General features: G+C 70.8%; 13 protein-coding genes. 11 read left to right on the top strand and 2 right to left on the bottom strand.

All coding sequences use genetic code 11. The features are described 5' to 3' along the window. Positions 1–53: 53 nt before the first annotated feature. On the top strand, positions 54–1073 hold the full coding sequence (locus L3Q65_RS21690) for a permease (RefSeq protein ID WP_182894232.1): 1020 nt from the start codon (positions 54–56) through the stop codon (positions 1071–1073). Next, positions 1070–1825, top strand: a complete 756-nt coding sequence (locus L3Q65_RS21685) for a TIGR03943 family protein (RefSeq protein ID WP_182894233.1) — start codon at positions 1070–1072, stop codon at positions 1823–1825. Before L3Q65_RS21690 ends, L3Q65_RS21685 begins: the two co-directional genes overlap by 4 nt. Positions 1826–2331: 506 nt before the next feature. Here L3Q65_RS21685 and L3Q65_RS21680 read toward each other — a convergent pair. Next, the gene (locus L3Q65_RS21680; RefSeq protein ID WP_162473063.1) at positions 2332–2745 is read right to left on the bottom strand and encodes a Fur family transcriptional regulator; all 414 of its coding nucleotides are present in this window, start codon (positions 2743–2745) and stop codon (positions 2332–2334) included. A 2-nt stretch (positions 2746–2747) separates the two neighbouring features. Beyond that, complete coding sequence (locus L3Q65_RS21675; RefSeq protein ID WP_182894343.1) at positions 2748–3119, bottom strand: helix-turn-helix transcriptional regulator; 372 nt, start codon at positions 3117–3119, stop codon at positions 2748–2750. Between the two features lie 875 nt (positions 3120–3994). On the opposite strand from L3Q65_RS21675, the gene L3Q65_RS21670 reads away from it, so the two are divergent. From L3Q65_RS21670 to L3Q65_RS21630, 9 genes are all read left to right on the top strand, one after another. Further along, the gene (locus tag L3Q65_RS21670; RefSeq protein WP_237600666.1) at positions 3995–5104 is read left to right on the top strand and encodes a hypothetical protein; all 1110 of its coding nucleotides are present in this window, start codon (positions 3995–3997) and stop codon (positions 5102–5104) included. A gap of 3 nt (positions 5105–5107) precedes the next feature. Beyond that, a complete protein-coding gene (locus L3Q65_RS21665; protein ID WP_182894235.1) occupies positions 5108–5746 on the top strand; it encodes a class F sortase in 639 nt (212 codons plus the stop codon). A 171-nt stretch (positions 5747–5917) separates the two neighbouring features. Beyond that, positions 5918–6577 carry a class F sortase gene (locus tag L3Q65_RS21660; RefSeq protein ID WP_182894236.1) on the top strand — a complete coding sequence of 220 codons (660 nt, stop codon included), beginning with the start codon at positions 5918–5920 and terminating at the stop codon, positions 6575–6577. An 85-nt stretch (positions 6578–6662) separates the two neighbouring features. Next, complete coding sequence (locus L3Q65_RS21655; RefSeq protein ID WP_182894237.1) at positions 6663–8051, top strand: glycine--tRNA ligase; 1389 nt, start codon at positions 6663–6665, stop codon at positions 8049–8051. A gap of 153 nt (positions 8052–8204) precedes the next feature. Then, a complete protein-coding gene (locus L3Q65_RS21650; protein WP_182894238.1) occupies positions 8205–9134 on the top strand; it encodes an ABC transporter ATP-binding protein in 930 nt (309 codons plus the stop codon). Next, the gene (locus L3Q65_RS21645; protein ID WP_182894239.1) at positions 9131–9871 is read left to right on the top strand and encodes an ABC transporter permease; all 741 of its coding nucleotides are present in this window, start codon (positions 9131–9133) and stop codon (positions 9869–9871) included. The genes L3Q65_RS21650 and L3Q65_RS21645 overlap by 4 nt, the downstream gene beginning before the upstream one ends. 23 nt (positions 9872–9894) lie before the next feature. Then, a complete protein-coding gene (locus L3Q65_RS21640) occupies positions 9895–11124 on the top strand; it encodes a sensor histidine kinase (RefSeq protein WP_237600928.1) in 1230 nt (409 codons plus the stop codon). Beyond that, entirely contained in the window at positions 11121–11726 is a 606-nt protein-coding gene (locus L3Q65_RS21635; RefSeq protein WP_182894241.1) for a response regulator transcription factor, read from the top strand. Before L3Q65_RS21640 ends, L3Q65_RS21635 begins: the two co-directional genes overlap by 4 nt. Before the next feature lie 87 nt (positions 11727–11813). Continuing rightward, positions 11814–12461, top strand: coding sequence for a YdcF family protein (locus tag L3Q65_RS21630; protein WP_370648200.1), 648 nt, complete (start codon positions 11814–11816; stop codon positions 12459–12461). Positions 12462–12474: the final 13 nt, after the last annotated feature.

Raw genomic sequence — 12474 nt, 5'->3', positions numbered from 1 at the left:
TCGCACCACCTGCGGCTGGGGTTCTGTCGGACCCGGCTGGCATCATCGCCTTCGTGGAAACCCTTTCCAACAACGCCGCTGAGGAACGCCCCCGCACGCGGCGGTTCCGGATCAGCTCCATCGAGATCCTGTGTGCCGTCCTGCTGGTCGCGGTCCTCGCGCAAAGCAAGCTCCAGGACCTCTTCGACGTGCCCGCGCTGCGCACCGGATCCACGGTGTTCGTCGCGGTGTGCGTGCAGGCGCTGCCGTTCCTCGTGCTCGGCGTGCTGATCAGCGGCGCCATCGCCGCCTTCGTGCCCGCCCGCGCGCTGGAACGGGTGCTGCCGAAGAAAGCGTCGGCCGCGGTCGGCGTCGCGGGGCTGGCCGGAGTCGCCTTGCCCGGCTGCGAATGCGCGTCCGTTCCCGTCGCGCGGCGGTTGATCGGCCAAGGCGTCGCACCCGCCGCCGCGCTCACCTTCCTGCTTGCTGCGCCCGCGGTGAACCCTGTCGTGCTGGTGGCCACCGCGGTCGCGTTCCCCGGCCGTCCGGAAATGGTGTTCGCGCGGTTCGCCGGTTCGCTCGCCACCGCGATGGCGATGGGCTGGATCTGGGCCCGCTGGGGCAAACTCTCCTGGATCACCGAGCGGGCGCTGCGCCGCTTGCCCGATGTCCAACCCGGACAACGATGGCGCGTATTCGCCGAAACCGCTCGCACCGATCTTGTGGAAGCCGGCGGATTCCTCGTTCTCGGCGCGCTGATTTCCGCCTCGCTCAACGTTCTCGTGCCCGCGCAGTGGTTCGAAGTGCTGTCCGGGCAGATCATCGTCGGCGTTGTGGTGATGGCAGTCCTCGCCGTAGTCCTCGCGTTGTGCAGCGAGGCCGACGCGTTCGTCGCGGCTTCGCTCACCGCGGTGCCCTTGCTGCCGAAGCTGGTGTTCCTGGTGGTCGGCCCGGCCGTCGACGTGAAGCTTTTCGCTTTGCAGACAGGCACTTTCGGCCGTTCCTTCGCCGCGCGGTTCGCACCGGTCACCTTCGTGGTGGCGATCGCCTGCGGCACCGTCGCGGGCGTGATCTTCCTCGGAGGCGTCCAATGAGGCGCGAAACCCAGAACGTACTGCTGATCCTCCTGGGCGGCGCCCTGGTGAAAATCGCGCTCAACGGCGACTACCTGCGCTACGTGAAACCAGCCCAGCAACCATGGATCATCGCCGGCGGCGCGGTGATGCTGCTCCTCGGCGCCACAGCCATCATCCGCGACATCGCATCCGCGCGCGCCGCGGCGAAAGCAGCGCACGAATCCGGAGCAGGCGCCGAACATCCAGACGCGCACGGCCACCACCATCACCCCGCGCGCTCAGCCTGGCTCCTCGTCGTCCCGGTACTTGCGGTGTTCCTGGTCGCCCCGCCCGCACTCGGCGCGGATTCGGTCACCCGCACCGAGGCGCGCCTGCCCGCCAGCGCCGCGACCACCTCGGCAGCCGCGTTCCCGCCGCTCCCCGCCGGAGCAGTGGTGCCGATGGCGATGAACGAGGTCGTCACGCGCGCGGGCTGGGACGCCAACGGAACCATGAACGGACGCACTGTCGAGATCTCCGGCTTCGTCGTGCACACCGGAGGCCAAACCCTGTTGGCCCGCTTGGTAATCAGCTGCTGCGCCGCCGACGCCGCCCCCGTCACCGTGCACCTCAAAGGCGGCGGCGCCGACCGCTTCCCGAGCGACACCTGGCTGCGCGTCGCGGGCCAGGTCGTCCCGGGCACCGCGACCGAGGCCAACAGCTACACGCCGGATCTGGTCCCGGTGACAGTCGAACGGATCACGCCGCCGAAGGATCCGTATGAATACTGAAAGGAGCGACGCCGCCGACATGTCCGCCGCGACCGCCACGGAACGCGGCCCGCCGCCTCGGCCCGCCCGGTGCACCTGAGTTTCTTCGACGGATCCCGGAGTGTCCTGCTTCGTGCGCTCTTTCAGGCCCGCCGCGCTTGAAACGGCTCCGAAACGGATCCTCGCCGCGATCGGTTCGAACCGCTCAGAGTTGCGAAACCCTGCGGCCCGACGCTCTCGCAGCGGCTCCGCTTGCCAGACGCCTGTTCCGAAACCCGCTCACGAGCCCGCCGCCGGGAACTCGCCGGGGCAGCCGAACGCGGTGGGCAGGCCGGTGAGGTCCATGTCGTCCTTGATCGCGACCGGCACCCGAGCAATGGCGCGCGATCACCGTCGGCGCGGCGCTGATCAGCGTCAGCGGCCTTGGCGAGCCGGGGCTTCGTCGCGCAGCACGCGAACGCGTTGAGCACGGGCTGGCCGGCGAGCGCCCGCTTGAGCGCGAGTTCGGTCAGCTCCGCGGACGAGCGTCAGCTGGCGTGCTCGGCGCAGGTGCCGGTGATCTCCACGGTGTGGCTGATGTCGGTGAACCCGTGGTCCGCCGCGATTTTCTCCGCCCAGCGTTCCACCGCGGGACCCTCGACCTCCACTGTGCGCCCGCACACGCGGCACACGAGGTGATGGTGGTGGTGCGACGAGCACCGGCGGTAGATCGCCTCGCCGGAGTCGGTGCGCAGCACGTCGATCTCGCCCGCCTCGGAGAGCGACTGCAGCGTCCGGTAGACGGTGGTCAGGCCGATGCCGTCGCCGCGTTTGCGGAGTTCGTCGTGGAGTTCCTGGGCCGAGCGGAAGTCGTCGACGGTGCTGAGCAGGTCGACCACCGCCGCACGCTGCTTCGTGGAGCGCCGGCCGGGGACCGGGACCGGTTTGGGGGCCGAGGACATCGTCACTTCCCTTCCTGCACGTGGGCGACCGCGTCGACGACGATGTGCGCCAAATGGTCGTCCACCAGCCGGTAGACGACCTCGCGGCCGCGCCGCTCGCCCTGGACCACGCCCGCGGTCTTGAGAACGCGGAGGTGCTGGCTGATCAACGGCTGGGCGACGTCGAGTTCGTCCACGAGCTCGTGCACGCACCGGTCCGCCTCCCGCAACTGCAGCACGATAGCGATCCGCACCGGAGCGGCGAGCGCCCGGAGCAGTTCGCCGGCGTCGGCGAGCACGCCGGGAGGCATGACCGCAGGTCCGGAACCGGCGGACCGCCCAGCCGGGCCGGCCGTGCCGCTCGCGTCGACGGGATGCGGCGGGTCCGCGGGCAGATCTGCCTGCTCGCCGGCGGCGGCCTCGGCAGAGGCGGAAGCGCGTTCGGCGGAAGACTCGGCGTTCTCGGTCGCGGTCGGGGCCGGAGCGGCAGGACTGGCTGCCCCGGTGTGGTCCGCGGCGGCGTTCTTCACGGGGGCCTCGGTGTTCCTGGTCGTTGCCGGTCCCGGGGTGCGCGAGTCCGCGGCAGCCGGGCCGGTGGGTTCTGCGATCGCGTCGGAGTGCGGAGCGGCCGGACCCGCGGCGGTCGTCTCGTGCGCGGCTGCATGGGCCGCGGGCGCCTCACCGCTTCCGGTTGCCGTCGAGGCTGGGGAGGTTGAGTCTGCGGCAGTCGCTTCCGCCGGGCCGGAGTGGTTCACGCCCGAGGTCGCCGCAGCCGAACCCGCCGATGCCGGAGTCGTCGGACCCGCGGCAGCCGGACGTGCCGCAGCCGGACCTGCCGTATCCGCAGCAGCGGGACCCGCGGCAGCCGGACCTGCCGTACCCGCGGCAGCCGAACCCGGAGACCCGGCCCCCGCACCGTCGGACAGGGCGCTCGAAGGTGCCGACGTCATCGCTGCCTCCACTCGCGTCCCGCCGTCCGCTCCGTCCCGCCGCGCCCTCGGCCAGCACGACCAGGGGGACGGCGTTTCCGAAGCCGGATGTCATTGCCGATAACCTTCGCCGCCATCGTAGTGTTCCCTTCCCCGGGCGCGGTGATCGCCGGGGGCCGGGGGACCGGCGTTCCGGATTGACCCGATCGGGTGAGTTCGTGAAGATTTGGCTTGTCCGCTTCGCAAGTCGTGGCGGACGGTGCAAGGTTGTCGCGGGGGCGATTCGTCGCGTCTCGTACAGTGGCGCATCGCTCGGGGTTGCCGGAGGGCAGTGGGGAGACATGACTCGTTTCGTGACGAAGGCCGCGGTGGCGGCCCTGGTGGCACTGCCGGCGCTGGCCCCGGCCGCCGCGGCGCAGACCCAGGCCGGGCAGGCCGTCGACGAGAAGACCGGTCCGGTCTCTTTCGCCAACGTGGCGTCCGTGCGGCTCGGCGGCGACCCGCAGCACGGCGGCGCGCTCATCACCGAAACCCAGCGGTCCCCGCTCACCCCCGGCCAGTCGCAGCTCGGCACGGACCGCGTGGCGGTGCCGAAGAACGACGGCGAGCGCAACACCTTCGGCCCGAACTACGAGATCGACCTCGGCAAGTACGCCGACAGCTCGGTCAGCCCGTACCCGGCCGGCATCGCGAGCCGCGACCACCAGGTCGTCGCCGCGCTGCAGACCACGCACGTGCCCACCGCCGTCGCGGAGACCAACTACGCGCTGCGCGACAACGGCCGCAAGCAGCTCAAGGCGGTCGGCAACACGATGCTGGTCCTCGAAGGCGCGCGCAGCTCGGTCGACTGCTCCGGGCCCGGCAAAGCCACCGGCGCCACCACCACCGCCCGCGTCTGGGTGCGGGGCGAGGACGACGTGCTGAAGCAGGTCGCGATGCCCGCCACCGGGACGCTCAGCGTCACCGGCCTCAAGATGGGCTCGCCCACGAACGTGCCGCAGAGCGACCCCGGCAAGACCACCTCGGACCTCGTCGTGTCCCGCGTTTCCGCGTTCGACCAGCTGATCAAGCAGGACGGCTGGCGCTCCGGCGACGTCACCGCGCAGGCGGGCTGGCGCGTCGAGATCACCACGCACGCGCGCGACGCCAAGGACACCAAGCTGAGCGACGTGCAGACCACCATGGTGCTCGGCGGCGTCAGCTGCTCGATCCCGAAGAACTTCGTCGCCGCGGCGGGCAACGGCTCGGGCAGCGGGGGCACCGTGCAGCAGCCGTCGGTGCCCACCGAGGTCCCGGCGGGCTACCTCGGCCCCCAGGCCGCGGCGCCGTCCGACGACCTGCGCCTGCCGCTCGGCTTCGGCCTCCTCGGCGGCGGTCTCCTCTTCGGGGCCGCCGCGATCGTGCTCGGCCGGCGCCGCGCGGCGCGGGTCGTCCGTTCCCGCGGCGAATAGGCCGTGCCGCGCACCGTGCTGACGGTCGCGTCGGCGGTGATCGCCGTTCTGGCGATCGCGGCCGGCGTGATCGTCTTGACCTGGGTGCCCGCCCCGGCTCCGGTCTCCGTCGCCGACCCGCCGCCCGGTTCGCTGCCGGGCGAGGACGGCGCGCCCGCCGAACTGCCCTCGGACGGCCAGGCGATCGGCCTGCAACGCCCCGGAAGCATCCGCCTGCCCGACGGTTCCGAGGCCCGGCTGAAGCGCACCGAGATCACCCAGAAAGGCATCCTGCCGATCCCGCGCGGCCTCAGCGACGCCGCGTGGTGGGGCGCCCGCCTCGGCGCGCAACAGGGCGCGGCGGTGCTGTCCGGGCACGTCAACTGGGCCGGCACGAAGGGTCCCTTCGACGACCTGTGGCGCGTCCGCACCGGCGACAACGTCAGCATCGTCGACGCGGCCGGCGGCCGCTGGCTTTACCGCGTCACCGGCGCGACCACGATCCCGAAGGAACAGCTGCCCGCGCAGGCCCCCGGCTGGTTCGCCCAGACCGGCCCGCACCGCCTGGTGCTGGTCACCTGCGGCGGCGACTACGTCGGCGGCACCGAGGGCTACGACGAGAACCGGATCGTCACGGCGGACCTGGTCTCCCGGCCGGACTGAGCCGGGCACGGGACCGGCTGGCCGAGCCCGCGAAGCGCGCCGCGCGACGGGTCCCCTTCGTCCGAAACCCCCGCGAATCCCGAGATCGCGAAAGCACGGCGAAAGTCCGTGCAACCCCTTCGACGTCCCAGCGCATGTCTCCCCAGAGAACATCCAGAGCAGGGGAGCACGATGCAGGGGACACAGGCACAACCAGCACGCAAACGCGGCGCGGCGATCGTCGTAGCTGCCGTCGTCGCAGTGGCAGCGGTCGTCGCCGCCGTGCTGATCTTCTTCACCGGCAACGACAATTCGGCGCAACCGCAGCAGCAGACCGGCACCGCGCAGGTCGGCGCCGGCCAAGCCGGAAGCAGCCAGGCCGGCAACACCCAGCCGGACCCCGGACAGACCCCCGGCACCGTCAAGCTGCCCGGCGGCGGGCAGGCGAAGCTGATCGCCGAGGAGGTCGGCGCGGACGGCGCGCTGCCGATCCCGAAGAGCCTCGCCGAAGCGGCCTGGTGGGGATCCGGCCTCGGGGCCGCGCAAGGCGTCACGCTGCTGTCCGGGCACGTCAACTGGGCGGGCAAGTCCGGGCCGTTCCAGGAGCTCTGGAAGATGAGGGCAGGGCAGGTCGTCACCGTCGCCGACACCGCGGGCAAGCAGTGGGAGTACAAGATCGACGAGGTGCGCACGATCCACAAGTCGGACCTGGCCGCCGAATCCGCGAAGCTCTTCGACCCCGAGGGCCCGCACCGGCTCGTGCTCGTGACGTGCGGCGGCGACTACGTGGGCGGCCAGGAGGGCTACGACGACAACCGCGTCGTGACGGCCTCTCCGGTCACCCGTTCGTGACCTCCGACCTGCGCGGAGGCCCCGGGGACCGGCCGGATACGCTGGACCTTCCGATAACTGACCCCGCATGCGTCCGGAGCGTGGAGTGCCCGCCAACAAAATCGAAACCGTCGTCAGTCTGTGCAAGCACCGTGGCTTCGTCTTCCCGTCGGGAGACATCTACGGCGGCACCAGGTCGGCGTGGGACTACGGGCCGCTCGGCGTTGAGCTGAAGGACAACATCAAGCGCCAGTGGTGGAAGACCGTCGTGCAGAGCCGCGAGGACGTGGTCGGCATCGACTCGTCGGTGATCCTGCCGCGCCAGGTCTGGGTCGCCTCGGGCCACGTGAACGTGTTCACCGACCCGCTGATCGAGTGCCTTTCGTGCCACAAGCGGTTCCGCGCCGACCAGCTCGCCGAGGACTTCGAGGCGCGCACCGGCAAGGCGACCACCGAGGACGACCTGTCCGAGGTGCCGTGCCCGAACTGCGGCACCCGGGGCAAGTACACCGAGCCGCGCGACTTCAACATGATGCTGAAGACGCACCTCGGCCCGGTCGAGACCGAGGAAGGCCTCGCCTACCTCCGCCCGGAGACCGCGCAGGGCATCTTCGTGAACTTCCTCAACGTGCAGAAGGCCTCGCGCAAGAAGCCGCCGTTCGGCATCGGCCAGATCGGCAAGTCCTTCCGCAACGAGATCACGCCGGGCAACTTCATCTTCCGCACGCGCGAGTTCGAGCAGATGGAGATGGAGTTCTTCGTCGAGCCGGGCGACGACGAGCAGTGGCACCAGTACTGGATCGACGCGCGCACTGACTGGTACAAGGACCTCGGCATCAAGCCCGAGAACCTGCGCCACTTCGAGCACCCGAAGGAAAAGCTCTCGCACTACGCGAAGCGCACCGTCGACATCGAGTACCGGTTCGCGTTCAACGCCGGCCAGGAGTGGGGCGAGCTGGAAGGCATCGCCAACCGCACCGACTTCGACCTGACCACGCACTCGAACCACTCGGGCGTGGACCTGTCGTTCTTCGACCAGGCTTCGGGCCAGCGCTACCGGCCGTTCGTGATCGAGCCGGCGGCGGGCGTGGGCCGGTCGATGATGGCGTTCCTGGTCGACGCGTACGACGAGGAAGAGGTGCCGAACGCCAAGGGCGGCACCGACAAGCGCACCGTGCTGCACCTCGACCCGCGGCTCGCGCCGTTCAAGGCCGCGGTGCTGCCGCTGTCGCGCAACGCCGACCTGTCGCCGAAGGCGCGCGACCTGGCCGCGCGGCTGCGCAAGCACTGGAACGTCGACTTCGACGACGCGCAGGCGATCGGCCGCCGCTACCGCCGCCAGGACGAGATCGGCACGCCGTACTGCGTCACGGTCGACTTCGACACGCTTGAGGACAACGCGGTGACCATCCGCGAGCGCGACAGCATGAAGCAGGAGCGGATTTCGATCGACCAGGTCGAGTCGTACCTGGCCGGTCGGCTGATCGGCTGCTGATCGCCGCGAAACCCGTCCCGGACGGCCCCTCCCCGCACAAGCCGGGGAGGGGCCGTCCGGCGTTTCACCCCCAGGCACCCCTGACACCTGTCACGGCCGGGTCGTGACGCTCGGCCTGCGTACCGGCCGCCCGCGCGCGGCAGGCTTCAAGCCATGGACAACACACAGGAAATCGCGGCGGGGGCGGCGATCCGGCTGGGCGGGATCGCGAAGCGCTACGGCGACGTGCGCGCGGTCGGCCACGTCGACCTGACCATCGCGCCGGGGGAAGTGGTGGCGCTGCTCGGGCCCAACGGGGCGGGCAAATCGACCACCGTCGACATGATTCTGGGGCTCACCACGCCCGACGCGGGTACCGTTTCGGTGTTCGGCCAGGCGCCCGCCGACGCGGTGCGCGCGGGGATGATCGGCGCGATGCTGCAGGGCGGCACGCTGCTGGACGACCTGACCGTGCGCGAAACCGTCGGTCTGGTCGCGAAACTGCACCGCCGTCCGATGCCGGTGCGGGACGCGTTGCGGGCCGCCGGGGTCGAGGACATCGCCGACCGGCGGGCCAACAAGCTTTCCGGCGGCCAGAAACAACGCGTGCGGTTCGCGGTCGCGCTGGTGTCGGATCCCGATCTGCTCGTGCTCGACGAGCCGACCGCGGCGATGGACGTCGGCAGCAGGCGCGAGTTCTGGAAGTCGATGTACTCCTTCACCGACACCGGCCGCACCGTGCTGTTCGCGACGCATTACCTGGAAGAGGCCGAGGAATTCGCCGACCGGGTCGTGCTGATGCGGGCCGGGGAGATCGTCGCCGACGGGTCCGTCGCGGAGGTTCGCGCCCTCGCCGGCGGCCGCACGATCCGCGCGGTGCTCCCGGCCGGGGTCAGCGACCAGCTGGTTTCGACGCTGCCCGCGGTCACCTCCTTCGAACTGCGCGGCGAACGCGTCGCACTGTCCAGTTCGGACTCCGACACCACCTTGCGCGCGCTCCTCGCCGCTGTCCCGGCCGTGCGCGACATCGAGATCGGCGCGGTCGGCCTCGAAGGCGCGTTCCTTTCCCTGACCTCCGACGAAACGGAAGAAGCAGTCCGATGAACCCCGCCTACCTCGTCGTGGAAACCCGCAGGCTGTTCCGCTCGCCGCGGTTCCTGATCTTCGTCGTGGCCTTCCCGGTCGTCATGTTCCTGTTGCAGGCCAACGTGTTCACCGACAAGTCCGCGCCGGACCACGTCGCGGTCGCGGGCGTGCTCATGGTCAACATGATGACCTTCGGCACCTTCGCCGCGGCCACCACGAACGGCGCCCGGCTCGCGATCGAACGGGCGGGCGGCTGGCAGCGGCAGCTGCGGCTGACCCCGCTGTCCGGCGCGGGCTACCTCGGCGGCAAAGCGCTGTCCGGGATGCTCGCCGGGCTGCCCGCGCTGATCCTGGTGCCGGCCGTCGCCGCGTTCTCCCAGGGCGTGCACCTCGACCCGGCGGGCTGGCTGCGGATCTTCCTCGGCATTTTCCTCGGCACGATTCCGCTGGTGCTGCTCGGACTGCTGCTGGGCCAGTTCGGCACGCCCGAGTCGATGCAGCCGATCAGCATGATCGTCACCCTCGGCATCGGTTTCCTGGGCGGGCTCTGGATTCCGTTGGAGGGCATGCCGTCCTGGATGCACGACGTCGCGCAGATCATGCCGACCTACTGGGTCCTCGGACTGGTCCGGCCGGTCGTCGCGAACCAGCTGCTCGTGAGCCTGCCGGCCGCTGTCGGGGTGCTGGCCGCGTGGACGCTCGTGCTCGGGATTGTCGTGGTCAGGCGATACCGTAAGGACAGCGCCCGGGTTTGACCGGGCGGGAAGGGAAGAACGACGTGTGGCCACTCGGCCGTGAGGCGACGACCGGCGGGTCCCCGGAGCACCGGTTCGGGCTCAACGACCGGGCGTCCTGGTGGGACGACCCGCCGACGCGCCCGGGACGCGGTCCGCACAAGGTCGGCTGGCCGGTTTTCGCGGTGGGCTTCCTGCTGCCGTACTTGATCCCCGCGACCCGAAGCCTGATCCAGGACCCCGGGCCGCTGTGGCTCCGGATCCTGCTCTTCGCGCTGATCGGCGTCTACTCGCTCTGCTACGTCGTGTTCCCGGCGGTCTTCGGCAAGCCCCGGCGGGTGAAGCTCTGGTTCGGCGGGGTCATGCTGGCGCTGGGCCTGCTGTGCGCGCTGATCGTCCACGCGAGCCCGTACATCCTGCTCTACGCCACCGCGACGCTGGCCTTCCTGTTCCCGGCGGCCTGGGCGGTGATCTTCGACGGGTCGGCGCTGGGGCTGCTGGTGCTGGTCTTGTACCTGCGCGGGACGCTGCCCGAGCAGTTCGGCGACGTCATCACGGTCGTCTCGGTCACGTCGGCGATGTTCTTCATGTCCAATCTGATCCGGGTGATCCGCAGGCTGGAGCTGGCGAACAAGGAGATCGGGACGCTCGCCGTCGCCAACGAACGCGAGCGGGTCGCCCGGGATCTGCACGATCTGCTCGGGCACAGCCTCACCACGATCACCGTCAAAGCCGGATTGGCGCGGCGGGTGCTGGAAAGCTCCGGCGACGTCGACCGGGCGGTGCAGGAGATCCGCGAGGTCGAGGGGCTCACCCGTTCGGCGCTGTCGGACGTGCGGGCGACGGTGTCGGAGTATCGCGAGGTGTCGCTGCCCGCGGAGATCGCCGGGGCGCGAGCGGCGTTGCGTGCGGCGGAGGTCGACGCCGACCTGCCGCACGCCGTGGACAACGTCCGCGCTGAGTTGCAGGGCACGTTCGGTTACGTGCTGCGCGAGGCGATCACGAACGTGCTGCGGCATTCCGGCGCGAAACAGGTGAAGGTGCGGCTGGGGCGGGATTGGCTGGAGGTCGAGGACAACGGCCGCGCCACGGGGGAGGTCGTGCCGGGCAACGGGTTGCGTGGCTTGTCCGAACGGCTGGCCGCGATCGGAGGCACGGTGTCGGCGCGGGCGCGGCCCGGGGGAGGATGGGTCGTCCGGGCCGAGGTCCCGGAGCCGAGCCCGGACGGATCCGCCGTCGCGGTGCGGGCCGAACCCGCTGGAGGACTGGCGTGATCCGGGTGCTGCTGGCCGACGACCAGGCGATGGTGCGCGGAGCGCTGGCCACCGTGCTCGGCCTGGAGGCCGACATCGAAGTGGTGGCCCAGGTCGGCACCGGCGACGAGGTGGTCGCCGCGGCGAAGGAAACGGCGCCGGACGTCGCGCTGCTCGACGTGCAGATGCCCGGCATGGACGGGCTCACCGCGGCGGCCGAGCTGAAAACCGCGCTGCCGGCGTGCCGGGTGATCATCTGCACGACCTTCGGCCGCCCCGGCTACCTGGCCAGGGCAATGGCCGCGGGCGCGGCCGGGTTCGTGGTGAAGGACGCGCCGCCGGAGCAGCTCGTCGAGGCGGTGCGTCGAGTCCACAGTGGACTGAGGGTGGTGGATCCGGCGCTGGCCGCCGAGTCGCTCGCCACGGGAACCAGCCCGCTGACCGCCCGGGAATGCGACGTGCTCAGCGCGGCCAAGGACGGCAGCACGGTCGCGGACATCGCGAAGGCTCTTTTCCTGTCCGACGGAACGGTGCGGAACCATCTGTCGTCGGCGATCGGGAAGACGGGTGCGCGCACGCGCGCGGAGGCGGTGCGATTGTCGGAGGAGCGCGGCTGGCTTTAGCGCTTTCGCCGCTGCCGTGCATGCTGGGGTGGGCTGCATCGGGGTGCCTTCCCGGCACCCGGCAGCGGCTCTGCGAGGATGGCTGCCATGGAGGCGTGGACAGGTCCTACTGCGGGAAACTGGGTGCGCCGCATCGTTTTCGGTGCGGTGCTGGCCCTCGTCGCGGTCATCGGGGGCACCGCGTTCCGCGTGTGGCAGGTCGCGCGCGAGAACGACCGGACGCCTGCCGACGCGATCGTCGTGCTGGGCGCCGCTCAATACAACGGCAAGCCGTCGGAGATCTTCACCGCGCGGCTGGAGAAGGCGCGGCAGCTCTACGCCGACGGCGTCGCGAAGACCGTCGTCACGGCCGGCGGCAAGAAAACCCGCGACAACTACACCGAGGCGACAGCGGGGGCGCGCTGGCTGGCCAAGCACGGCGTGCCGGAAGCCGCGACGCTGCCGGTCGGCGAGGGCAACGACACCCTGCGCAGCCTCCGCGCGGTCGCCGATCAGGTGAAAGCGCGCGGGTGGCGTTCGGTGGTGCTGGTGAGCGATCCGTGGCATTCCTACCGGTCGCGGACGATGTCCGAGGACCTCGGGCTGGAGGCGTGGACCGCGCCGACGCACAGCGGGCCGATCGTGCAGGAGCGCTCGACTCAGGTCCGCTACATCTTCCGCGAAACCGGCGCGCTGCTGTTCTACGAGCTGACCAAGTCGCCCGCGGACGATCTGTTCGGCACGACGATGGGCTGAATTGTCGGTCCCC

Source organism: Amycolatopsis sp. FU40, from assembly GCF_021903635.1.
GTDB classification, from domain to species: Bacteria; Actinomycetota; Actinomycetes; order Mycobacteriales; family Pseudonocardiaceae; genus Amycolatopsis; species Amycolatopsis dendrobii.
The sequence above is the reverse complement of the archived record's forward strand: the minus strand, read 5'-3'. Positions and strand labels throughout refer to the sequence as shown.

What these genes read in the sequence shown, in the direction of transcription:
- L3Q65_RS21670 (WP_237600666.1), top strand. Translation starts at nt 3,995, where the DNA reads ATGACTCGTTTCGTGACGAAGGCCGCGGTGGCGGCCCTGGTGGCACTG.
- L3Q65_RS21680 (WP_162473063.1), bottom strand. Translation starts at nt 2,745, where the DNA reads ATGTCCTCGGCCCCCAAACCGGTCCCGGTCCCCGGCCGGCGCTCCACG.
- L3Q65_RS21630 (WP_370648200.1), top strand. Translation starts at nt 11,814, where the DNA reads ATGGAGGCGTGGACAGGTCCTACTGCGGGAAACTGGGTGCGCCGCATC.
- L3Q65_RS21685 (WP_182894233.1), top strand. Translation starts at nt 1,070, where the DNA reads ATGAGGCGCGAAACCCAGAACGTACTGCTGATCCTCCTGGGCGGCGCC.
- L3Q65_RS21645 (WP_182894239.1), top strand. Translation starts at nt 9,131, where the DNA reads ATGAACCCCGCCTACCTCGTCGTGGAAACCCGCAGGCTGTTCCGCTCG.
- L3Q65_RS21650 (WP_182894238.1), top strand. Translation starts at nt 8,205, where the DNA reads ATGGACAACACACAGGAAATCGCGGCGGGGGCGGCGATCCGGCTGGGC.
- L3Q65_RS21660 (WP_182894236.1), top strand. Translation starts at nt 5,918, where the DNA reads ATGCAGGGGACACAGGCACAACCAGCACGCAAACGCGGCGCGGCGATC.